This window comes from Oerskovia gallyi (genome assembly GCF_014836745.1).
Classification (GTDB): Bacteria; Actinomycetota; Actinomycetes; order Actinomycetales; family Cellulomonadaceae; genus Oerskovia; species Oerskovia paurometabola.
Map to the genome: position 1 here is coordinate 138,058 of NZ_JACSQE010000008.1, position 20,395 is coordinate 158,452.

Below are 20,395 nucleotides of genomic sequence, written 5' to 3' on the forward strand. Positions count from 1 at the left end.
CCCGCCGCACCCGCGGTCGGTCCGCCGAAGGAAGGACACCATGTCTCCCGCACGTCTCCACCAGGCTCGTCGTCGCACCGCGATCGTCGCCTCCTCGCTCGCTCTCGGGCTCGGGCTCTCGGCCTGCGCCTCGGGCACCGACGCCGGCTCCGGAGGGGCCGACAAGGACATCACGATCGCGATCCACTCGGGCTGGGACGAGGGCATCGCGGTGTCGCACCTGTTCAAGGCCATCCTCGAGGACGAGGGGTACACGGTCCGCACCGAGACGGCCGACCCCGGTGTCGTCTACACGGGCATGGCCGGGGGCGACTTCGACGTCAACTTCGACATGTGGCTGCCCCTCACGCACGCCGACTACAAGGAGCAGTACGGCGACGACCTCGAGGACCTCGGCTACTGGTACGACGACGCCAAGCTGACCGTGGCGGTCAACGAGGACGCCCCCGTCGACAGCCTCGCCGAGCTCGCGGCGAACGCCGACCTGTTCGGCAACCGCATCGTCGGCATCGAGTCCGGTGCGGGCCTGACCCGCATCACGCAGGACGAGGCCATCCCGACCTACGGCCTGGACGACATGGACTTCGTCATCTCCTCGACCCCGGCCATGCTCGCCGAGCTCAAGAGCAAGACCGACGCGGGCGAGAACGTCGCCGTCACGCTGTGGCGCCCCCACTGGGCCTACGACGCGTTCCCCGTCAAGGACCTCGAGGACCCCGACGGCGCCATGGGCGAGGCCGAGAAGATCCACTCGGTCGCCCGCACCGGCTTCACCGAGGACCACCCTGACGTCGCGTCCTGGATCTCCGCGCTCACGCTGAGCGACGAGCAGCTCTTCTCGCTCGAGAACATCATGTTCAACGAGAACGACGGTACCGACAACGACGCCTCGGTACGCGAGTGGCTCGAGGCCAACCCGACGTTCGTCGACGACCTCAAGGCCGCTGCGCAGGCCTGAGCCTCCTCGGGACGAACACGACAGGCCGGCATCCCGTGCGGGTGCCGGCCTGTGGTGCGTCCCAGGCCCGACGGCGGAGGTGGGCCCGCGCACGGCGCCCACCTCCGTCGTCGGGCGCCTGGCGTCCGCACCTCAGCCCGGGGTCGCTCCACCCGAGGCTGCGGGCTCCGCCCGGCGCAGGTCCGGCTCGAGGTAGATGGCGCGCGCGATGGGGACGGCCGCACGGACGCGTTCCTCGGCGGCGACGATCGCGTGGGCGATCGACGCCCCGTCGGCGGTCGCGGTGACCTCGATCTTGGCCGCGACGAGCAGCTCCTCGGGTCCGAGGTGCAGCGTCTTGAGGTGGATGACCGACGCGACGCCCTCGCCCACCAGGGCGCTGCGGATCGCGGCGACGTCGTCACGGCTCGCGGCCTCCCCGAGCAGGAGCGACTTGGTCTCCACGGCCAGCACGATCGCGATGAGGACCAGCAGGATGCCGATGCACGCGGTCCCCGCTGCGTCGTACCGGCCGTCGTCCGTGACCAGGGTCAGTCCCACCCCTCCGAGCGCCAGGACCAGGCCGATCAACGCACCGAAGTCCTCGAGCAGCACCACGGGGAGCTCGGGAGCCTTGGCGTTGCGGACGAACGAGGGCCAGGACTGCTCGCCGCGCACGGTGTTCGACTCGCGGATCGCGGTGCGGAACGAGAACCCCTCCATGCCGATCGCGACCAGCAGCACCGCGATGGGCACCCACTGCCACTCGGTGATGGGGTGCGGGTCCTCCCACTTGTGCCAGGCCTCGTACAGCGCGAACAGGCCACCGACCGTGAACAGCACGATCGAGACGATGAACGCGTAGACGTAGCGCTCGCGGCCGTAGCCGAACGGGTGCTCCTCGTCGGCGGCCCGCCGAGACTTCTTGCCGCCGAGCAGCAGCAGCGCCTGGTTCCCCGAGTCGGCGAGCGAGTGGACGCCCTCGGCGAGCATCGACGACGCTCCCGTGAGTCCCCAGGCGACGAACTTGGTGACCGCGATGCCCATGTTCGCGAGCAGGGCCGCGATCACCGCCCGGTTGCCTCCGTGAGCTGACATGGCGTGGCTCTCCTTCGACTCGGCCGGCCCTGGTCCGGCCCGTGACGCGTGCTCGGTCCAGCATCGCACCGCACGCTCCGGGGAGGGACGCGGAGCGTGGGACACGCCGCGAGCCCGGTACCCGTCGGGGGTACCGGGCTCGCGGTCGTCGTCCGGGGACCAGCTGTGGGGGCTAGAGGGCCCGCGCGTCGCCCTCGAGCAGGACGGGGATGCCGTCGCGCACCGGGTAGGCGAGCGGGCGCTCCGGGTCCGTCGAGCGGAGCTCGGGGCTGCCGTCCGGGGCCGTGCCGTCCACGAGGGTGGCTCCGGTCACGGGGCACCTCAGCGCCTCGCGGACCCACGGGTCGAGGGTGACCGGCCCAGGTGTGCCCGATGTCGTGTCGTCGCTCATGTGCTCGGCCTCAGCTCTCGGTGTCGGTGGCGCGGTTCTCGGCGGAGCGCACGAGCGACAGGACGTCGTCCCGCACCTTCTCCATGATGTCCACGTCGGCCGCCTCGACGTTGAGCCGCAGGAGCGGCTCGGTGTTGGACGCGCGCAGGTTGAACCACCACTGCGGGTGCGATCCCCAGTGGGAGACCGTGAGCCCGTCGAGCTCGTCGACCTCGACCGGTCCGGCCCCCTCCTCGGTCACGTACGCCTGGACCACGCGGGCCCGCGCCGCAGGGACGTCGTCGACCTGGGAGTTGATCTCGCCGCTCGCGGTGTAGGGCTCGTAGACCTCGCCGAGCGCGGACAGCGGGTGCTCCTGCCCGCCCAGGGCCGCGAGCACGTGCATGGCCGCGAGCATGCCCGTGTCCGCGAAGAAGAAGTCGCGGAAGTAGTAGTGGGCGCTGTGCTCGCCGCCGAACACGGCGTCGTTGTCGGCCATCTGCGCCTTGATGAACGAGTGGCCGACGCGGGTACGGACGACCTCCGCGCCCGCTGCGGTCATGAAGTCCGGGACGGCGCGCGACGTGATGAGGTTGTGGATGATCGTCGGGACACGGCCCGCGGCCTTCTCACGCTCGACCTCGCGCAGCCCCACGAGGGCCGTGATCGCGGACGGGGAGACCGGGTCGCCGTGCTCGTCGATCACGAAGCAGCGGTCGGCGTCGCCGTCGAACGCCAGGCCCAGGTCGGCGTCGTGCTCGACGACCGCGGCCTGCAGGTCCACGAGGTTCTTCGGGTCGAGCGGGTTGGCCTCGTGGTTGGGGAAGGTCCCGTCGAGCTCGAAGTACAAGGGCACGACGTCGAGCGGCAGCGCCTCGAGACCTGCCGCGGTCCCCAGGACGGCCGGCGCCGTCAGGCCGCCCATGCCGTTGCCCGCGTCGATGACGACCTTGAGCGGGCGGATGCCCCGCAGGTCCACGAGCGAGCGCAGGAATGCCGCGTAGTCCGCGAGCATGTCCCGGTCGGTGATCTCGCCGCGGTCCTCGACGGGGGCGGGCAGCTCGCCGTCGAGGTACTCCTGGGCCAGCTCGCGCACCGCGACCAGGCCCGAGTCCTGCCCCACGGGGCGCGCGCCGGCACGGCACAGCTTGATGCCGTTGTAGACGGCGGGGTTGTGCGAGGCCGTGAACATCGCCCCGGGGACGTCCAGCGCGCCCGAGGCGTAGTAGAGGCCGTCGGTCGAGCACAGACCGATCCGGACGACGTCCACCCCGGCCTCCGCGAGCCCCTGGGCGAACGCGTCGACCAGCTCGGGCCCGCTGTCGCGCATGTCCCGCCCGACGGCGACGCGCGGGCGGGCGGGCGATCCCTCGGCCCCGCTCACCTCGGGGAGCACGACGACGCGTGCGAAGGCTGCGCCGATCGCTCGGGCAACCTGCGGGTTGAACTGGTCCGGGACGGTGCCGCGGACGTCGTAGGCCTTGATCAGCTGGGTCAGGTCGATGCTCGTCACGGAGACAGCGTATCGGTGCGGGCGACCGACCGACCGAACCACGCACCGCCTGCTGAGGAGTGCCCGGACCCGCCCGCTCGGCCGAGCACTCCGGTCGGGGGGCCACGCCGTCACGCGGCGCCGCCTGACGGCGTGGCCTCGGCAACACACCATCGGGCCCGTGGAGATACTGCGACGGACCCCCTATCCTGGCTCGACGCCCTCTCACCACGGCCGTCGCCGACAGCGGGCACCACACCCTCCGGGGCTCTCCCCAGAACGAACGGCAGCGCAGAAGTACATGATCGATCGTCCGAGGCACCTTCAGAACACCGTCCAGCACTACGACTGGGGCTCGCGCACCGCCATCCCCGAGATGCTGGGCGACCAGCCCGACGGGCGGCCGCACGCGGAGCTGTGGCTCGGCGCCCACCCCAGCGGCTCGTCCCGTCTCGTCGGTGAGGACCTGACGCCTCTGCAGACGGCGATCCTCTCCGCTCCCGAGCGGACGCTGGGCGCTCGGGTGATCGACGAGTTCGGCCCCCGCCTCCCGTACCTGATGAAGGTCCTGTCCGCGGAGAGCGCCCTGTCGATCCAGGTCCACCCGCGACCGCACGACGCCCGTGCGGGATACAACAGCGAGAACGTGCTCGGCCTGCCGCCCGGGGACACCCGCCGCAGCTTCCACGACGACCAGCACAAGCCCGAGATGATCGTGGCGCTGAGCCAGTTCGACGGGCTTGCGGGCTTTCGTCAGCCCCGAGCCATCCTGCGGCTGCTCGCAGGGCTCCCTGGCCGGCTGGTCGCGACCATGCGGTCGAGCCTCGAGGAGGACTCGACGGCGGAGGGCATGCGGCGCGCCTTCTCCTGCCTGCTGGACGCACGAGGATCGCTCGACGTCGGCGCCGACATCGAGACCACGCTCGAGGGCATCCGCGGGCGCGTCGCGACGTCACCGTCGACGCGCGCCGACGCGACCGTGGCGATGCTCGCGAAGCAGCACCCGGGCGACCCCGGGGCCCTCGCCTCGTTGATGCTCAACCGCTTCACGCTCGAGCCGGGAGAGGCGCTCTTCATCCCGTCCGGGGAGATCCACGCGTACCTCTCCGGCACAGGGGTCGAGATCATGGCGAGCTCGGACAACGTGCTGCGCGCGGGACTCACCACCAAGCTCGTCGACACGGGAGCGCTCCTCGCGTGCGCGTCCTTCACGGCCCGCCCGCCCGTCGCCCCCACGTGCACCGCGTCCGGCGAGCACCACGAGGTTCGTCACTACCGCGCGCCCGTCGCCGAGTTCGCGCTCGTGGTGGCCGAGTCCTCGGTGGACGACGACATCGCCCTCCCGTCCGAGGGACCGCGCATCGTGCTCTGCCTCGACGGTGCCGTGGCGCTCTCGACCGGCGGCGAGGACTTCACGCTGGAGCAGGGGCAGTCCGTGTTCGTGCCCCACGTCTCGGGCAGGACGACGGTCCGGGGAGACGGCCAGATCGTCTGCGCCTACGTCCCCTGACGACGAACGCCCGTGGGAGCCTCAGTCACCCTCGGCACGCAGCACCCGCAGGTGACCGCGCCGCCCGACCTCGGTGACGTCGTCGGGCTCGGGGCCGGGGCGCGGACGGCCGGCCTCCCGGACGGCCTCGGCGAGCGCCGAGAGGTCGTCGGCGCTCGGGCCGGTCTCGACGAAGTGCTGCGCGAGGCGCACGACCTCCCAGCCGCGGGGCGCGGTCAGGCGCTCGGCGTGCTCGGCGCACAGGTCGTAGCTGTGGGGCTCGGCCAGGTGGGCCAGGGGCCCGAGCACGGCGGTCGAGTCCGCGTAGACGTAGGTGAGGGTCGCCACCGAAGCACGGGTGCATGCGGTGCGCGAACACTGTCTGACGGATCTCACGCGCTGACACTACGCCCTGAGCGGTGGTCGCGGTGCCATACACGCCGTGCGGCAGGTTCGCACGTCGTGCTCAGGGCGCCGGGACCGCGGTTCGTCTAGGCTCGGAGGCGTGCCCGGTCACTCGCCCTCCCCCGCCCCGCACGGCTCGCGCCGTCGCCCCGAGAAGACGTCGACCGACGCCCCGGCGCCGCTCGTCGCCTCGCTGCGCATCCCCGCCCGCGGCCCGGACCTCAACGACGTCGGGCCGCACCCACGCCGCCGGGACCGCCGAGGTCGAGGAATCCGCGGACCGCTCCTGCCGCCCTCGGCTCCGGCGAACCGCACCCGCGGAGAGAAGTTCGACGAGCAGGTGATCGCGACCATCGGCCTGATCGAGCGAGGATGGTCGCGGCAGCTCCACGGCACCGAGTTCGCGGTCGAGGACGTGCCGCCCTCGGACCCGGCCCCCTGGGAGGACGCAGGGGTCCCCCTCGGGCGCTACTTTCCCGCCGACGCGGGACAGCCGGCCCGCATCGTCGTCTACCGCCGCCCCGTCGAGTCCCGGGCGTTCGACGACGACGACCTGGCCGACCTGGTGCGCGACGTCGTCGTCGAACAGGTCGCGCACATGCTCGCGCGCACGCCGGAGGAGATCGACCCCCGCTACCAGCGCGGTCGCTGAGTCAGTCGGGCAGCCCCGCGGTACGCGTGGCACGGACGTCCACGCTCCCCTGGCTCTCGGCCGCAGGGACCGGCAGGAGCACGGACACCAAGGTGCCCGGCGCGCCCTCCGGCGCCCCGGTGAGCGAGGCTCCAGCCGTCGCCAGGACCGACCAGACCGGGTCCGACCCACCCTGGTCGGTACCCGCCTCGTCCTCGCGCGCATCGAGCGTCAGGACGGCGGGGTCGACACCTCCACCCAGCTCGACGGCGCCGAACGTGACGGTCGACCCCGCGGGCACCTCGAGCGCCCTCTCCCCGAGCAGGACGCCGTCCGGCCCGTAGGCGCGCAACGTGCCCCGGAAGGCACCGGTCGGCTCGGAGTCCTCGGAACGCTCCCGAGGGACCGCACCCACGCGGACCACGCTCGACGTTCCGGGCACGAGCGTGACGGTGCCACGGTCGCGCGTCCGGTGGGGGCGGGCGGGCGTGGCGTCCTCCTCGGAGGCGGCTGCGGCGACCGCGGTCGACGCGATCCACGCACGGTCGACCTGCGCCGCGCCCGAGGGCGAGTCCTCGGCGGCGTCGCCCGCCCGGGCCTCGACCGCGCCCGCCACGACGGGCACCGTCGAGTCCACGACGACGGTGTAGGACCCGGCGGGCAGACCGCCCAGGGACTGGTCCGTCACGACCCCCGGCGCGAGCTCGACCTGCTCGCCACCACGTACCCGCACCCGACCGTCGGCGCCGTAGACCGTCAGCGTCGCCGTCCCCGCCTCGGCACCCGGCGCGAGAAGCCTGACCTGGGGCGCCAGCACGTCGTCGACGGCCTCGCCCGAGCTCGTGAAGGAGACGGCCGTGCCGAGTGACGGCGCGGCCCCGGGGACGACGTAGTCGACGCCCAGCGGCACGAGGCCGGCCAGCGTGCTGTGCTGCAGGTAGGCCGCGACCGTCCCGCCGGTCGACTCGACGCGGACCGCGAGCCGCCGCTGCTCGGGCGCGGCCGCCTCGACCAGCGTCATGACCTCGCCGCCGGGCGGGACCAGGTACTGGCCACCACCGCTCAGGACGACCGGACCGCCAGGACCCCACACCTCGATCCGCACGGTCGCGGGGGTGCGGCCGGGGTTCTGGAGCACGAGCTGAGCACTGCTGCCGACCTCGGTGCTCCCCCCGACCAGCCAGTGGTCGATGTCCGGGGTCGCGCAGCTCGCGGCCGCGAGCCCGCGCAGGTCGCCCGCGGTCGTCGTCGACGCCACGGCGGCGGCGACCCGGGTGTCCACCGGCATCCCGGCACCCACCCGCAGAGCCTGCCCCTCGGACACGTCGGCCAGCGAGACCACCGTGGCCCCGGAGTCGTCCTGCTCGAGCGGTGCCGAGTCGAGCGCCTCGAGCCCCGTGAGCGTCACGGGCGTCTCGCCTGGCCCCCCCGTCGCCCCCGCACCGACCACCCCGGCGCGGAGCACGGTCGTCGTCTCGACGGGCGCGGCGCCGAACTGGGCGTCACCCACCTGGGTCGAGTCCGCCAGGCGGACGGGGGCGGGGCACACGAGCGTCCGCTCGGGCGTCGACGCCTCGATCCGCTCGACGTCAGGCACGGCCCCGGCGACGGACCCGAAGTTCCCCGGCAGCCCGACGGCGGCCACGGCCCCCGTGAGGGCGACGGCCAGCAGGCCGGTGCCGATCGTCGCGACCCGGCGGAGCACGGGACGAGGTCTGGAAGATCTGGTGGTCACGGGCACTACCTCGTTCCGGTCCGACGACGTCCCACCGGTACGGCGAGGAGCACGAAGATCAGCAGGGTCAGCCCCGCCACGGCGAGCCAGGGCGGCCGGTGCGCGGGGACGAAGTCGATCGACAGGGAACCCGCCTCGGAGCCGAGGAGGAAGGCCTGGCGTCCGTCGACCTCGGCGCGCTCGAGGACGCGCCCGTCGAGCGTCGCGACCCACCCAGGGTCCGCGGTCTCGGCGAGCACGATCGCGCGCTCGGCACCGCCCGCCTCGACACGCGTCTCGACCGACTTGTCGTCGGCGGGAAGGAGCCGCTCGACCACGACGGGCCCGGCCTCGTCCTCCTGGCCGGAGGTCGGCACGGCAGCGACCACCCGCGCCCACGCCGGCGCGTCCGTCTCCAGCGGACCGGGAGCGACGCGCCACAGGACCGACGTCTGGCCCTCCGTCACGCGCTCGAGCCCCGGCACCATGTCGAGACGGGCCACGAGCTCGGCGCGCTCACGCTCGGCGACGGCGTCCTCGGTCGTCGAGGTCGGCAGCACGACGGCCCCGACGCCCAGGTCGCCGAGCTCGCGCGCCGCACCGGCAGCACTCCCCGTCGCCATGCCTGCCACGACCGCGGGCAGGTCTCCCTGCGCGTACGCCGGGTCGGTCATGGCCCGCGCCTGCACGACGCTCGACGCGTCGATCATCTGCGGGCCGTCCCCTCGCAGGAGCGCGTACTCGAGGACGCCGCCGGGGGCGAGCTCGAGCGACAGGACGCGCACCTCGCGTTCGGAGTCCTGCATCTGCTGGCCGACCTTGGGGACCACCGGCTCGGTGGCGACGACCAGGTCTCCGACGGCCCCGTCGCGATCGGTGGCCGCCATGGTCCACGACACCACCGATGCGACAGGGACCACGACCGCGACCAGCGCGAGCAGAGCGACGCTGCCTGCCCGCCACCCGGCGAGCGTGCGCTCCCGTCGCTCGCCACGCGGGCCCTCCTCGGGGGGAGACTGCAGGCCGACCGTGCCTGCGGACGACTCTCCGGACGTCTGCGCGACCTCCGCCTCCGGGATCGCGACCGGGTCGCCCTCCGGGGCAGGCCGCCGAGCGGTCCGCAGCCCGGGAGCACCGAGCAGAGCAGCGCCCAGCAGCCCCAGCAGGACGACCGAGACCCCGGCCCCGGGCCAGCCGTGGACGGGCCCCTCGGCCGAGCCGGCGACCTCGATCGCCCCGGTGACCACGGCGGCCGCGAGGCCCAGCGCGGCGATGAACCATGCACAGGCCACACCCGCCACCCGTGCGCGGAAGAGGGCGAGCACGGCCAGCACGGCCACCAGGGCTCCCGTCGCCATCGGCGCGAGACGTGCGACCTCACCGAGCACACCGCCGTCCAGACCGAACCACGGGGCACCCGTCACCGGGAGGCCGAGCAGCTGCTGCCAGGCCGGTGCCGCGTCGGAACCGACGGGTACTCCGGGCCCGGTCGCCAGGAGGCGCCACCCGCCGTCCGTCCAGGTGGTGCCGATGCGGTACCAGAAGGGAGCGAGGAGCACGAGCGAGGGAAGCAGCACCAGGAGCAGGTACCGGCGGTGCTGACGGGCCGCCACCGCGACCACGCCCAACGCCAGGACGAACACCGGGAGGAGGATCGGGGCTCCGCACACCGCGACGAGCAGGGCGAGCCCGGCGGCTGCCGCCGCGCCGACCGATCCTGGCCGCCGGCGTCGAAGCGCACGGCGCCCCGACGGGTGGACACGGCCGGGTGCCCCCAGGGCGGGGCTGAGCTCGTCGTACGCCTGCACCCCGAGGGCACGCAGGATCCCCAGCGCGGCCCAGGGAAGAGCGGCGTGCGCGACGAGGGCACCGAGCCGCCCGTCGCCGAGCGCGAGGACGAAGGAGGGGGCCGCCACCCACACGATCGCCGCCCAGGCGCGCAGCGAGACCGAGCGGGTCACCCCGCCCGCGGCGAACCAGGCGCCCAGCCCCGCCACCACGAACGACAGCACCACCATGACGCCGACCGCCGGCTGCAGCGACCCGCCGCCGAGCAGCGCCAACGGGAGGAGGAACGTCGTGAAGGGGTCCGCAGGTGCGGGCGCTCCCAGCCCGTCCGCGACCCAGCCACCGGTCGCCGCCTGCCAGATGGCCGCGAGGCTCCCGTCCGCCGGGAGGAGCTCGCCACCGACGAAGCGTCCACCCGCGGCAAGAGCCCCCAGCACGGACCCGAAGACGGTCGCGGTCAGTGCGAGGAGGCCGAGCGTCAGCAGCCCGAGCATGGCCCGACGCCGACGACCGATCGCGCGGAGCTCGGCCCGCTCGAGATCCGTGGGAGCCGTCGAGACCCGGTGCTCCTCGGCGTTCGCCAGCCGGTGGTCCCGGCGCTCCCCGAGGACGTCGCGCCAGGAGCCCTGGAGAGGTGTCAGCGCGCGTCGGGGAAGGACGCTCGTGCGGCGGACCGCCCGGCGAGACCTGGCTAGCGCGGGGAGCCGCACGACGGCCCAGAGCGGCGCCAGGAGCTCGTCCCGCGCCTGTGCCGGTCGCTTGATCGCGAGACGGTACATCGCCTGGAACGGCGCCCACAGGATCATGGCGAGCACGGCCGGCACGAGCATCGGCCACGCGACGCTCACGAGCCGGTAGTGCAGGTGGCTGCGCCGCCGAGGTCCGTACGACGCCTCGACGTCCGGCGTCCGGGACTCGTCCTCGTCCTCGTGGCGCCCCTCGTCGCGCAGGTCGAGGAGCGACGCCTGCGCGTGCCGGACCACGGCACGCGGCACGACCACGACACGGTGCCCCGCGAGGCGCGCGCGGCGGCAGAAGTCGAGCCCGTCACCGAACACCCCGTACTCGGGGTCGGTACCCTCCAGCGCCTGCCAGACCGACGTGCGCACCAGCGCCCCGGCGAGGCCCACCGCGAAGACGTCCTCGCGGGCGTCGTGCTGGCCCTGGTCGATCTCGTGCTCGTCGATCCCGGTCATCCGGCGACCGAGCGGGGAGACCGTGAACCCGACCTCGAGGAGCACCCCGTCGGAGTCGCCGTCCAGGTCCCAGCGGCGCTGCTTCGCGCCCGCGACCGCCACGGCGTTCGAGTGCTCGACCGCCCGGAGCTGCTCCGCCAGGGCGCCGGGCTCGGGGGTGGAGTCGTCGTGCAGGAGCCAGAGCCAGGTCGGCGAGTCCTGTGCGCCGCGAGACGCGAGCGCGATGTCCACGGCCTGCCCGAAGGTGCGTGCGTGAGGGGCCGCGAGGAAACGCGCGCCACCGAGCTGGAGCTCCTGGTACTCGCTCATCGCCTGGGACGCGGCGACGTCCACCACGATCACGGCGTCCGGGGCGACCGACTGCGACCGGACGGCGTCGAGCGTGTGCGGCAGGTAGCGGGTGTGGCCCTGGGTGACGACCACCGCGGTCACGGAGACGACGGCGGGCACCGAGCCGGTCACCGCCGCAGCGGCGTGGGGCGACGCACCACGTGCGCGCTGCTGCGCCGCACCTGGCTGCTGGAAGGGACCGGTCACCGTGGTCGTGTCTGAAGAAGTCATCCTGGCCACATCATGACCCGCGCTCTGCGCAGATCGTGGGACCTCGACACGGCAGGTCGTCGACCCGAGCGACAGTTCGCCCGCTCCGACCTGATGGCCGGAGAGTGCTCAGACCACCCGGCGCTTGAGCTTGCGACGCTCGCGCTCGGAGAGCCCGCCCCAGATGCCGAAGCGCTCGTCGTGCTCGAGCGCGTACTCGAGGCACTCGGCCCGGACCTCGCAGCCCGTGCAGACCTTCTTGGCCTCGCGCGTCGATCCCCCCTTCTCGGGGAAGAACGCCTCGGGGTCGGTCTGAGCGCACAGCGCGCGCTCCTGCCAACCCATGAGCCCGTCGTCCACGACCTCGCCGAAGAGAGGCAGCACAGGAGCCACCGTCTCTACCGGCTGACCTGCGTCCGAGGGAAAGGCCCCCAGATCATCGCCCAGCACGTTCCACATGATGCGCCCCTTCATGCCGTTATATGAAAACTGCATTAGAGAAATTACACGCGTGTCATCCACGTCCGTCAAGCCGAAATGTGCTATCCGGGCGATTCGGTGGGTGAAATCACGACGTCGGACGTCTCGGCGCGTCCTAGGCTGGGCCGCATGGCCGCATCCTCGACCCCTCCTATGCACATCGCTGACCTGCAGCGTCTCATCACCCGAGACCCCGGTCGACCACGTCTCACCTGGTACGGAGAGGACGGCGAGCGCGTCGAGCTGTCGGGCGCGGTCCTGCACAACTGGGTCAACAAAACCGTCAACCTGCTCGTCGAGGAATTCGACGCCGCCCCCGGAACCCGTGTGCTGCTCGACCTTCCACCGCACTGGCGTTCGATCGTCTGGGCGCTCGCCACGTGGCGAACAGGTGCCACGCTCGTGCTGGCTCAGCCCTCGCCGGGTGGAGACGCCGTCCGGCAGGAGGAGGCCCGCGGCATCGACGTCGTCGTGACCTCGCGCCCCGCCTCCTGGGCGGGGACCGGCGCACAGCTCGTCGCGGTCCCGCTGCCTGCGCTCGCCCGCCGGTTCGACGGCGACCTGCCCGCCGGCGCGATCGACGCAGGCTCGGCCGTCATGACCTACGGCGACCAGATCGGCTGGGTCGAGGAGGCCGACCCCGACGCCGTCGCGATCGAGCCCGACGTCTCCCACGACGGGCTCGTCGCCTGGGCCCTCGCCAGCGCACCGGTCCCGTCGGCGTCCGCGCCCCGGACCCTCGTCGGCGAGGAGCACGCGCTCCCGCTGCTGCGCCGGACGCTGGGGGCTCTGGCGCTCGACGGATCGGTGGTCGTGACCTCGTCCACGACCACCGGCGCGCTCGTGAACGACCCCGCACGCCTCGCGCGCCTCCGAGAGACCGAGAGAATCACCGACTGACGTGCGGGAACGCTTCCCACCCCCCGCCAGGAGTGGTTCGAGCGGGCCGTTCCGGTCGATAGGCTGTGCGACATCATGAGCAGCCCCGCCGGCGCACCCAACGCCCTCCGTGTCATCTGCGTCGTCTACAACCCCGGGACGGAGCTCGTCGACTTCGCGACCTCGCTCCGGACGGCGACCACCCGCACGACAGAGCTCGTCCTCGTGAACAACGGTGGGCCGAGCGACATCGCGCGACGGCTCGCCCAGGAGGAAGGGACCCGCCTCGTCGAGTCCGGCGGCAACCTGGGCTACGGCCGCGCGGCGAACCTCGGGGCCCGCGGGGCGGGAGGCGACTGGGTCGTCGTCGCCAATCCCGACCTCGTCTGGGCACCAGGCTCCCTCGACGTCCTCCTCGAGGCGGGCACCCGCCACGAGCGGGCAGGCTCGCTCGGCCCTCGGATCCTCAACACCGACGGGACCGAGTACCCGTCAGCGCGCGCGATCCCCTCCCTCCGCCTGGGTGCCGGGCACGCGGTGCTGGGCAAGGTCTGGCCGAGCAACCCGTGGTCGACCGCCTACCGGAGCGCGAACACCTCGAGGAGCGACACCGAGCGGGCCGCGGGCTGGCTGTCCGGGGCGTGCCTCCTGCTCCGGCGCGAGGCCTTCGAGCAGGTCGGAGGGTTCGACGAGGGCTACTTCATGTTCTTCGAGGACCTCGACCTGGGAGACCGCCTCGGGCAGGCCGGCTGGGCGAACGTGTTCGTCCCGGCAGCGGTCGTGACCCACGTGCAGGGCGTGTCGTGGAAGAAGGACCCGGCGCCCATGATCCGTGCGCACCACGTCAGCGCCCGCCGCTACCTGACGGGACGCTACGGTGCCTGGTACCAGGCACCGCTGCGCTGGTTGCTCTCGCTCGGGCTGGCCGCGCGCGAGCGGATCGAGATCAGGACCGCACGGCGCGGCTGATCCGCAGCATGCGGCACAATGGCCCGCATGCGTGGAATCATCCTGGCCGGCGGATCCGGCACTCGTCTGCACCCGATCACCCTCGGCATCAGCAAGCAGCTCGTCCCCGTCTACGACAAGCCGATGATCTACTACCCGCTCTCCACACTGATCCTCGCGGGTATCAAGGACATCCTGATCATCACGACGCCGCACGACGCCGACCAGTTCCGACGGCTGCTGGGCGACGGCTCGCAGTTCGGCGTCTCGATCGAGTACACCGTCCAGGCCGAGCCGAACGGCCTCGCCCAGGCGTTCGTCCTGGGGGCGGACTTCATCGGCAACGACGCCGCCGCGCTCGTCCTGGGCGACAACATCTTCTACGGCCCCGGGATGGGCTCGACGCTCTCCCGGTACGCCGACCTCGACGGCGGCGCCGTCTTCGCCTACCGCGTCGCCGACCCGACGTCCTACGGGGTCGTCGAGTTCGACGCCGACGGCAAGGCGCTCTCGCTCGAGGAGAAGCCGGCCGAGCCCAAGTCGAACTACGCGGTCCCCGGCCTGTACTTCTACGACAACGACGTCGTCGCGATCGCCCGTGACCTCGCCCCGTCCGCCCGAGGGGAGTACGAGATCACGGACGTGAACCGGACCTACCTCGAGCAAGGACGTCTGCAGGTCGAGGTCCTCCCGCGCGGCACCGCCTGGCTCGACACCGGGACGTTCGACTCGCTCGTCGAGGCGTCCGACTTCGTGAAGACGATCGAGCACCGCCAGGGGCTCAAGGTCGGCGCTCCCGAGGAGGTCGCCTGGCGCCGAGGGTTCCTGTCCGACGACGAGCTGCGCGAACGTGCGGAGAAGCTCGTCAAGTCCGGCTACGGCACCTACCTGCTCGGTCTGCTCGAGCGCGACTGACGCACCGGCCGTGCGACGAAGGGCGGTCAGGCGAGCACGGCGGCCGCGGCGAGCTGCCACCGCTCGCGCCACGGACCGATCGGCTCGACACCGATGCGCTCGAGCGCCTCGTGCCCCAGCACCGAGTAGGCAGGCCGGGGAGCCTTGCTGGCGAAGGCCGCGCTCGTGGTGCGCTGAAGGTCGACCTCGGCCCCCGACGACGCGACGACCGCCTCCGTGAACCCGAACCACGAGGTGCTGCCGCTCGAGGTGCCGTGGTAGGTGCCGCTCGGTGCACCGGCCTGGACCAGGCGCACGATCAGGTCGGCCAGGTCGACCGTCCAGGTGGGCTGCCCGACCTGGTCGTCGACGACCGAGAGCGAGTCCCGCTCCCCCGCGAGGCGTGCCATGGTCTTCGGGAAGCACGCACCCCGTGCGCCGTAGAGCCACGCGGTGCGCACGATCAGGTGGTCCGGGTTCTCCGCCCGGACCGCCCACTCGCCGGCGGCCTTGGTCCGGCCGTAGGCCGAGCGGGGCGCGATCGGGGCGTCCTCGGGGTACGGGATGTCCGCATGCCCGTCGAACACGTAGTCGGTCGACACCTGGACGAGACGGGCGCCGGTCCCGGCCGTGGCCCGGGCCAGGTTCGCGGCCCCCACCCCGTTGACCGAGAACGCCCCGGCCTCCTGCTCCTCCGCGTCGTCGACCGCGGTCCAGGCGGCACAGTTGACCACGACGTCGAACCCCTCGACGCTCGACGTGACGGAGACCGGGTCCGTGATGTCGATCGTGGACCTGTCCGCGGGCGTCACGTCGACACCCGCGCCCGTGAGCCGCGACATCATGTCCTGGCCGAGCATTCCCCGAGCCCCGACGACGAGCCATCGCCGCCCGTCGGCTCGAAGGTCGGGCTCGGCCTGGTACGTCTCCGTCAAGGGTCCTCCATCGATCTCCGCTCGCCCGCCGGGCCGGATGCCTCGGCCGACGGCCACGTATGATCTTAGGGCCTGCGGCGCCACCCCCGCGGGCCCCACCAGTCGAGGAGAAACGTTGCAGTACAGAGAGCTCGCAGTTCCCGGCGCCTGGGAGATCACCCCGAAGACCTTCGGCGATCCTCGCGGCGTCTTCCTCGAGTGGTTCAAGGCCGATGCCTTCGCGGAGGCCCTCGGGCACCCCCTCGACCTCCAGCAGGCCAACTGCTCGGTCTCGGCCGCCGGTGTGCTCCGGGGGATCCACTTCGCCGACGTGCCGCCGGGCCAGGCCAAGTACGTGACGTGCGCCAAGGGAGCGGTCCTCGACGTCGTGGTCGACATCCGTGTCGGCTCGCCGACGTTCGGCCGGTGGGACTCGGTCCTCCTCGACGACGTGGACCGCCGCGCCATCTACCTCGGCGAGGGTCTGGGCCACGCGTTCATGTCGCTCGAGGACGACTCGACCGTCCTCTACCTCTGCTCCACGGGGTACTCGCCCGGGCGCGAGCACGGCATCCACCCGCTCGACCCCGAGGTCGGCATCGAGTGGCCGACCGTCGGTCGCGACGGGACCTCCCTGACGCCGCTCCTGTCGGAGAAGGACCTCGCGGCGCCGAGCCTGAGCGAGGCCGCCGCGCAGGGACTCCTCCCCACCGCGGACGCGGTCGAGGCGTACGTCACCTCCCTGCGCGCCTGACCGCCGACTCGTAGGCCTCGACGTGGGTCTGCGCCGCCCGGGCCCAGGTGAAGTCCTGCGCCCGGGCCACGGCGGCCCCGCTCAGCAGCTCTCGGCGTGCAGGGTCCTCGAGCAGGCCTCGGAGCGCCACGGCGATGTCCTCGTCGGCCGTCCCGCAGTACGCCACCGCGTCTCCACCGACCTCGGGCAACGAGAGCTCTCGGGTCGTGAGGACGGTCGCCCCGCACGCCATCGCCTCGAGCACCGGTAGCCCGAAGCCCTCACCGAGGCTCGGGTAGGCGAGGACGGTCGCGCCGCCGAGGAAGGCGGGCAGGTCGTCGAGCGGCAGGTATCCGGGCCGACGGACCGTCAGACGGTCGGGCACCTTGGCGATCTCCACGTCGATCGCGTCGTCCCACCCACGGCCGCCCGCGAGGACCAGAGCAGGTGGCGTGGTGAGACCCTCGCAGGCCCGCACCCACCCGCGGACGAGCGCGGGCACGTTCTTGCGAGGCTCGAGCGTCCCGAGGAACCCCACGTACGGCAGGTTCCCGATGTCGAGGGTGCTGCGGACCCGCTCCTGCTCGGACGGGCTCGTCGCGTGGAACCTGGCGTGGTCGACGCCGTGGTACGCCACGAAGAACTTGTCCTGCTGGCCACCGACGAGACGCAGCACCTCGTCCCTCGTCGCTCGCGAGGGGACCACGAGGGCATCCGCCCGCCGGGACGCCAGCCGGATCGCGTTCCGGAAGAACACGGCCTTCGAGCGCAGGTGCAGCTCAGGCGTCGTGAAGAAGGTCGCGTCGTGGAGCGTCACGACGACGGGGACGCCCGCCGCGAGCGGCAACGTGTAGTGCGGGCTGTGGACGACGTCGGGGCGCACCTTGCGGATCAGAGCGGGCAGGCCCGTCTGCTCCCACGCCATGCGCACCGCACGACGACCGGCAGACGGCGGGGCGGAGACCAACCTGGCCTCGGGGGCGATCTTCCCGTAGGCGTCGAGGTCTCGTGGCTGTACCGCGAGCGTCAGGTCGACCCCTGCCGCGATCAGCTCGGGGACCAGGTCGTCGACGTAGCGCCCCACACCGCCCCGGTCGGCGGGGACTGCGGTGGCGTCGAGCAGGACGTGCACAGAGAGGCTCCGATCGGGTGGGGGGCTACGGCCGAGGCTCGCCCGGTCGCTCGCCCGCGTGCGGTGCAAGGTCGGCACGACGGTCGACGAGCTGAGCAGACGCGATCACCAACGTGGCGACCGCGACGAACGAACCGACCAGCCAGACCACCTCGGCAGAGACGGGAAGATCGCTCCACCACCACTCCCCCGGCACCAGCCGTGCACCTGTGATGTCGTTGCCCGTCACGTAGCGGCGGATGTTCTCGTACAACGACACGATGCTCGCGGCGCCGATCGCGCACACGACGACCCACCGCTGGACCGGTGTCAGCGCGAACGCCCGTCGCTCCGTGCTGAGCGCCGCGACGGCCGCGAGGACGATGAGCAACGGGTAGATGTAACGAGCCTGGACGCTGCCCAGGGGCTGCTCCGCCGTCGCCTCGATGTAGGTCGGCAGGAGGACCGCCGCAAGAGCCACGAGAGCCACCATGATGCCGCGCCACCGGCCGACGTAGCCGATCGCGACGAAGAGGACCGCGAAGAAGGCGCCGGTCGTCGAGACCCACACGATCCCCGACATCGGGGTGTCGAGCCAACCGAGCGGGCTCAGCCCCAGAGCGCCGACCCAGTAGTGCAGAGCCTCCCAGGCGACGAAGACGAAGTTGCTCGGCCCGCGGCCCGCGGCCTGGCCTGCCGCGCCGGCCTGACCGGCCGTCAGGTAGCTCACCGCCGAGACGACCGCAAGGAGCACGGGCAGCACCAGCCGGACGAGGAAGGTCCGCGAGAGGCGACCGGCTGCCAGGGCCACGACCGACGCCGCGCCGATCGCGATGATCGCGTAGGCGGATGCGTCGGCCCGGGCGCTCGAGGCCATGGCCACCGCGGCCACCGAGACCACGCCGAGCAGCACCGTCCTCCAGCGCCGCGTCGAGCTCAGGAAACCGAAGACCCCGAAGAAGAGGGTCAGCGCCGAGACGACGGCCCAGCTGCTGGGGTTCACGGACGGGATGATGAACGCTCCCAGCGGGACCAGGGTGACGACCGCGGTCGCGACGAGACCGCGTCGAGCCCTACCCTGCGACGCGACGAACGTGAGGCCGATCATCGCGACGGCCAGCACGGCGTTCACGAGGCGCATCACCAGCACGGAGCGTTCGACGTCCGGCCCGACGAACAGGCTCATCACGTTGTAGAACCCCGGAGGGTACGAGCCCGCGTGCGCGCCGAAGTTCCCGCGTTCGGTCTCGACGAGCTCCTCGTCGTCGAAGACGTGGTCGGGGCTCTGGCACGCCCCCGAGACGGCGCTGTCGAAGGCGAAGCACGGAGCGTTGCGTACCTGCGGCGGGATCATGACGGACTGGCCGTCGGCGGGAACCTCGCAGGCGCCCTCACGGTCACCTTGCGCGCACCAGATGCTCGCGAGGTGATAGTCCTCGTCCGGGCTCGAGCCGACGGGTGAGGACAGTGCCCACGCACCGAAGTAGGTCAGGAGGAGCACGAGTGCGGCACCGACGAGCAGCGCGGGGCGACGGGCACCCGCAGCCCGGGACCAGCGGTCGCGGGGTCGGGCGGGCTCGATCGCTCCGACGGCCTTGGCCGGGTCCTCGGCGCGGTCGGCACTCACCCGGGTGTCCTCGCTCATCGCTCGTCGACCTCGACGTCCCGGCCCGGTGCTGCTCCCGTGACGGTCTCCGACGGGAGCCGTCGCTCGAGGTCCAGCCGCAGCATCGCCACCTCCTCGGCGAGGGTTCGCGTCTCCTCCTCCAGCGTCGTCAGTTCGACGCTCATCTGGATGCAGACCCCGAGCAGCACCGCCAGCGCCGCTGCGAAGAGAAGGTTGCTGGGCGTAGCGACGCCCACGAGGCGCGCGATCGCCTCGACCACCGCAGGAAAGGCACCCACGACGCAGACGGCCAGCGCGAGCACGAGCCATGCCGCGGCGTACTTCTCCTTGAGACGGCGCGTCCGGAGCATCGCGACCAGGAAGAGGACTGCCACGACGCAGACGGCGAGGGCCAGGAAATACAGCTTCATCGTTGCTCACGCTCGTTCGTCACAGGTCGGGTCAGGGCGATCACGAGGGCGAGGATCGCCCGCAGGAGGAAGAAGGCCGCCTTGACGGGGTTGTGCGACGGGGTGCCCGCCGCACGGGGGCGCATCGACACACCCACCTGTCGGACCCGCAGGCCGGACCGCGCCGAGATCACGAGCGACTCGACCGTGTCGCCGAGGTACTCGGCAGGGTACTCCCGCGCGAAGAGCTCGATCGCCCGCCGGTTGGAGGCCTTGAAGCCGGAGGTCGTGTCGGTGAGCCGGGTCCCCGCCACACGAGAGAGCACTCCGGACAGCAGGCTCATCGCCCAGCGACGCGGACCGCGCACCGAGTACGTCCCCTCGCCCGCGAAGCGGGCTCCGATCACGACGTCCGCGTCCTCGGCCGCCATCGTCGCGAGAAGGCGCCCGACCTCGTGCGGGTCGTGCTGCCCGTCGGCGTCGAGCTGGACCGCGTACTGGTAGCCCTCGTTCCGCGCGAACTTGTAGCCCGCGCGCATCGCACCGCCCACCCCGAGGTTGAGCGGCAGGTCCAGGACCATCGTCCGACCTCGGCGCGCGACCTCGCTCGTGCGGTCCGTCGATCCGTCGTTGACGACCAGCACGTCCGCTGTCGGCAGGGTCGCCAGGACGTCGTCGAGCACGCCGGGCAGTGCCTCCTGCTCGTTCCAGGCAGGCAGGATGACGAGAACCTGCTGGGGGAAGTGGTCGGTCACGTGAG

The 20,395-nt window shown here is 72.5% G+C and carries 19 protein-coding genes; 7 read left to right on the forward strand and 12 right to left on the reverse strand.

The window, feature by feature from the left end:
* Positions 1-40: 40 nt before the first annotated feature.
* Complete coding sequence (locus H9640_RS11545) at positions 41-958, forward strand: glycine betaine ABC transporter substrate-binding protein (RefSeq protein ID WP_191790845.1); 918 nt, start codon at positions 41-43, stop codon at positions 956-958.
* Between the two features lie 132 nt (positions 959-1,090).
* On the opposite strand, the gene H9640_RS11550 is transcribed toward H9640_RS11545, so the two are convergent.
* The 3 genes from H9640_RS11550 to H9640_RS11560 all read right to left on the reverse strand — a co-directional run bounded on the left by H9640_RS11550 (position 1,091) and on the right by H9640_RS11560 (position 3,918).
* Positions 1,091-2,035 carry a cation diffusion facilitator family transporter gene (locus H9640_RS11550; protein ID WP_191790846.1) on the reverse strand — a complete coding sequence of 315 codons (945 nt, stop codon included), beginning with the start codon at positions 2,033-2,035 and terminating at the stop codon, positions 1,091-1,093.
* A 172-nt stretch (positions 2,036-2,207) separates the two neighbouring features.
* Complete coding sequence (locus tag H9640_RS11555; RefSeq protein WP_191790847.1) at positions 2,208-2,426, reverse strand: Trm112 family protein; 219 nt, start codon at positions 2,424-2,426, stop codon at positions 2,208-2,210.
* A 10-nt stretch (positions 2,427-2,436) separates the two neighbouring features.
* Positions 2,437-3,918 carry a phosphomannomutase/phosphoglucomutase gene (locus H9640_RS11560; RefSeq protein ID WP_307824180.1) on the reverse strand — a complete coding sequence of 494 codons (1,482 nt, stop codon included), beginning with the start codon at positions 3,916-3,918 and terminating at the stop codon, positions 2,437-2,439.
* A gap of 280 nt (positions 3,919-4,198) precedes the next feature.
* Here H9640_RS11560 and manA point away from each other — a divergent pair, with 280 nt between their 5' ends.
* On the forward strand, positions 4,199-5,407 hold the full coding sequence (gene manA, locus H9640_RS11565) for a mannose-6-phosphate isomerase, class I (RefSeq protein WP_191790849.1): 1,209 nt from the start codon (positions 4,199-4,201) through the stop codon (positions 5,405-5,407).
* A gap of 21 nt (positions 5,408-5,428) precedes the next feature.
* Here the strand turns inward: manA and H9640_RS11570 are convergent, their stop codons facing one another.
* Positions 5,429-5,782 (reverse strand): DUF3499 domain-containing protein, encoded by a 354-nt coding sequence (locus H9640_RS11570; protein WP_030150032.1) that lies wholly within the window; start codon positions 5,780-5,782, stop codon positions 5,429-5,431.
* 109 nt (positions 5,783-5,891) lie between these two features.
* Between H9640_RS11570 and H9640_RS11575 the strand changes: the two genes are divergently transcribed.
* Positions 5,892-6,443 (forward strand): metallopeptidase family protein, encoded by a 552-nt coding sequence (locus H9640_RS11575; protein WP_318243754.1) that lies wholly within the window; start codon positions 5,892-5,894, stop codon positions 6,441-6,443.
* 1 nt (position 6,444) lies between these two features.
* Here H9640_RS11575 and H9640_RS11580 read toward each other — a convergent pair whose 3' ends face one another.
* From H9640_RS11580 to H9640_RS11590, 3 genes are all read right to left on the reverse strand, one after another.
* Complete coding sequence (locus tag H9640_RS11580; protein ID WP_191790850.1) at positions 6,445-8,157, reverse strand: DUF5719 family protein; 1,713 nt, start codon at positions 8,155-8,157, stop codon at positions 6,445-6,447.
* A 5-nt stretch (positions 8,158-8,162) separates the two neighbouring features.
* Positions 8,163-11,681: a glycosyltransferase gene (locus tag H9640_RS11585; protein WP_191790851.1), complete on the reverse strand. Its 3,519-nt coding sequence runs from the start codon at positions 11,679-11,681 to the stop codon at positions 8,163-8,165.
* Positions 11,682-11,789: 108 nt separating this feature from the next.
* The gene (locus H9640_RS11590; RefSeq protein WP_036570549.1) at positions 11,790-12,119 is read right to left on the reverse strand and encodes a WhiB family transcriptional regulator; all 330 of its coding nucleotides are present in this window, start codon (positions 12,117-12,119) and stop codon (positions 11,790-11,792) included.
* 150 nt (positions 12,120-12,269) lie between these two features.
* Here H9640_RS11590 and H9640_RS11595 point away from each other — a divergent pair, with 150 nt between their 5' ends.
* From H9640_RS11595 to rfbA, 3 genes are all read left to right on the forward strand, one after another.
* Positions 12,270-13,040, forward strand: coding sequence for a TIGR03089 family protein (locus H9640_RS11595; RefSeq protein WP_225227072.1), 771 nt, complete (start codon positions 12,270-12,272; stop codon positions 13,038-13,040).
* A 75-nt stretch (positions 13,041-13,115) separates the two neighbouring features.
* Positions 13,116-13,988: a glycosyltransferase family 2 protein gene (locus H9640_RS11600; protein ID WP_191790852.1), complete on the forward strand. Its 873-nt coding sequence runs from the start codon at positions 13,116-13,118 to the stop codon at positions 13,986-13,988.
* 27 nt (positions 13,989-14,015) lie between these two features.
* Positions 14,016-14,882, forward strand: a complete 867-nt coding sequence (gene rfbA, locus H9640_RS11605; protein ID WP_191790853.1) for a glucose-1-phosphate thymidylyltransferase RfbA — start codon at positions 14,016-14,018, stop codon at positions 14,880-14,882.
* Positions 14,883-14,908: 26 nt separating this feature from the next.
* On the opposite strand, the gene rfbD is transcribed toward rfbA, so the two are convergent.
* On the reverse strand, positions 14,909-15,796 hold the full coding sequence (rfbD, locus tag H9640_RS11610; RefSeq protein ID WP_225227073.1) for a dTDP-4-dehydrorhamnose reductase: 888 nt from the start codon (positions 15,794-15,796) through the stop codon (positions 14,909-14,911).
* Between the two features lie 115 nt (positions 15,797-15,911).
* Between rfbD and H9640_RS11615 the strand changes: the two genes are divergently transcribed.
* Complete coding sequence (locus H9640_RS11615; protein ID WP_191790854.1) at positions 15,912-16,529, forward strand: dTDP-4-dehydrorhamnose 3,5-epimerase family protein; 618 nt, start codon at positions 15,912-15,914, stop codon at positions 16,527-16,529.
* On the opposite strand, the gene H9640_RS11620 is transcribed toward H9640_RS11615, so the two are convergent.
* From H9640_RS11620 to H9640_RS11635, 4 genes are read right to left on the reverse strand one after another with little or no spacing between them, the layout of a single operon-like run.
* Positions 16,510-17,640, reverse strand: coding sequence for a glycosyltransferase family 4 protein (locus H9640_RS11620; RefSeq protein ID WP_191790855.1), 1,131 nt, complete (start codon positions 17,638-17,640; stop codon positions 16,510-16,512). The two genes, H9640_RS11615 and H9640_RS11620, sit on opposite strands and share 20 nt — an antisense overlap.
* A 25-nt stretch (positions 17,641-17,665) precedes the next feature.
* Entirely contained in the window at positions 17,666-19,264 is a 1,599-nt protein-coding gene (locus tag H9640_RS11625; protein ID WP_191790856.1) for a DUF2142 domain-containing protein, read from the reverse strand.
* Positions 19,261-19,656: a DUF2304 domain-containing protein gene (locus H9640_RS11630; protein WP_191790857.1), complete on the reverse strand. Its 396-nt coding sequence runs from the start codon at positions 19,654-19,656 to the stop codon at positions 19,261-19,263. The genes H9640_RS11625 and H9640_RS11630 overlap by 4 nt, the downstream gene beginning before the upstream one ends.
* Positions 19,653-20,390 carry a glycosyltransferase family 2 protein gene (locus H9640_RS11635; protein ID WP_191790858.1) on the reverse strand — a complete coding sequence of 246 codons (738 nt, stop codon included), beginning with the start codon at positions 20,388-20,390 and terminating at the stop codon, positions 19,653-19,655. Before H9640_RS11635 ends, H9640_RS11630 begins: the two co-directional genes overlap by 4 nt.
* Positions 20,391-20,395: the final 5 nt, after the last annotated feature.

What these genes read in the sequence shown, in the direction of transcription:
- H9640_RS11545 (WP_191790845.1), top strand. Translation starts at nt 41, where the DNA reads ATGTCTCCCGCACGTCTCCACCAGGCTCGTCGTCGCACCGCGATCGTC.
- H9640_RS11550 (WP_191790846.1), bottom strand. Translation starts at nt 2,035, where the DNA reads ATGTCAGCTCACGGAGGCAACCGGGCGGTGATCGCGGCCCTGCTCGCG.
- H9640_RS11555 (WP_191790847.1), bottom strand. Translation starts at nt 2,426, where the DNA reads ATGAGCGACGACACGACATCGGGCACACCTGGGCCGGTCACCCTCGAC.
- manA (WP_191790849.1), top strand. Translation starts at nt 4,199, where the DNA reads ATGATCGATCGTCCGAGGCACCTTCAGAACACCGTCCAGCACTACGAC.
- H9640_RS11585 (WP_191790851.1), bottom strand. Translation starts at nt 11,681, where the DNA reads ATGACTTCTTCAGACACGACCACGGTGACCGGTCCCTTCCAGCAGCCA.
- H9640_RS11590 (WP_036570549.1), bottom strand. Translation starts at nt 12,119, where the DNA reads ATGTGGAACGTGCTGGGCGATGATCTGGGGGCCTTTCCCTCGGACGCA.
- H9640_RS11595 (WP_225227072.1), top strand. Translation starts at nt 12,270, where the DNA reads ATGGCCGCATCCTCGACCCCTCCTATGCACATCGCTGACCTGCAGCGT.
- H9640_RS11600 (WP_191790852.1), top strand. Translation starts at nt 13,116, where the DNA reads ATGAGCAGCCCCGCCGGCGCACCCAACGCCCTCCGTGTCATCTGCGTC.
- rfbA (WP_191790853.1), top strand. Translation starts at nt 14,016, where the DNA reads ATGCGTGGAATCATCCTGGCCGGCGGATCCGGCACTCGTCTGCACCCG.
- H9640_RS11625 (WP_191790856.1), bottom strand. Translation starts at nt 19,264, where the DNA reads ATGAGCGAGGACACCCGGGTGAGTGCCGACCGCGCCGAGGACCCGGCC.
- H9640_RS11630 (WP_191790857.1), bottom strand. Translation starts at nt 19,656, where the DNA reads ATGAAGCTGTATTTCCTGGCCCTCGCCGTCTGCGTCGTGGCAGTCCTC.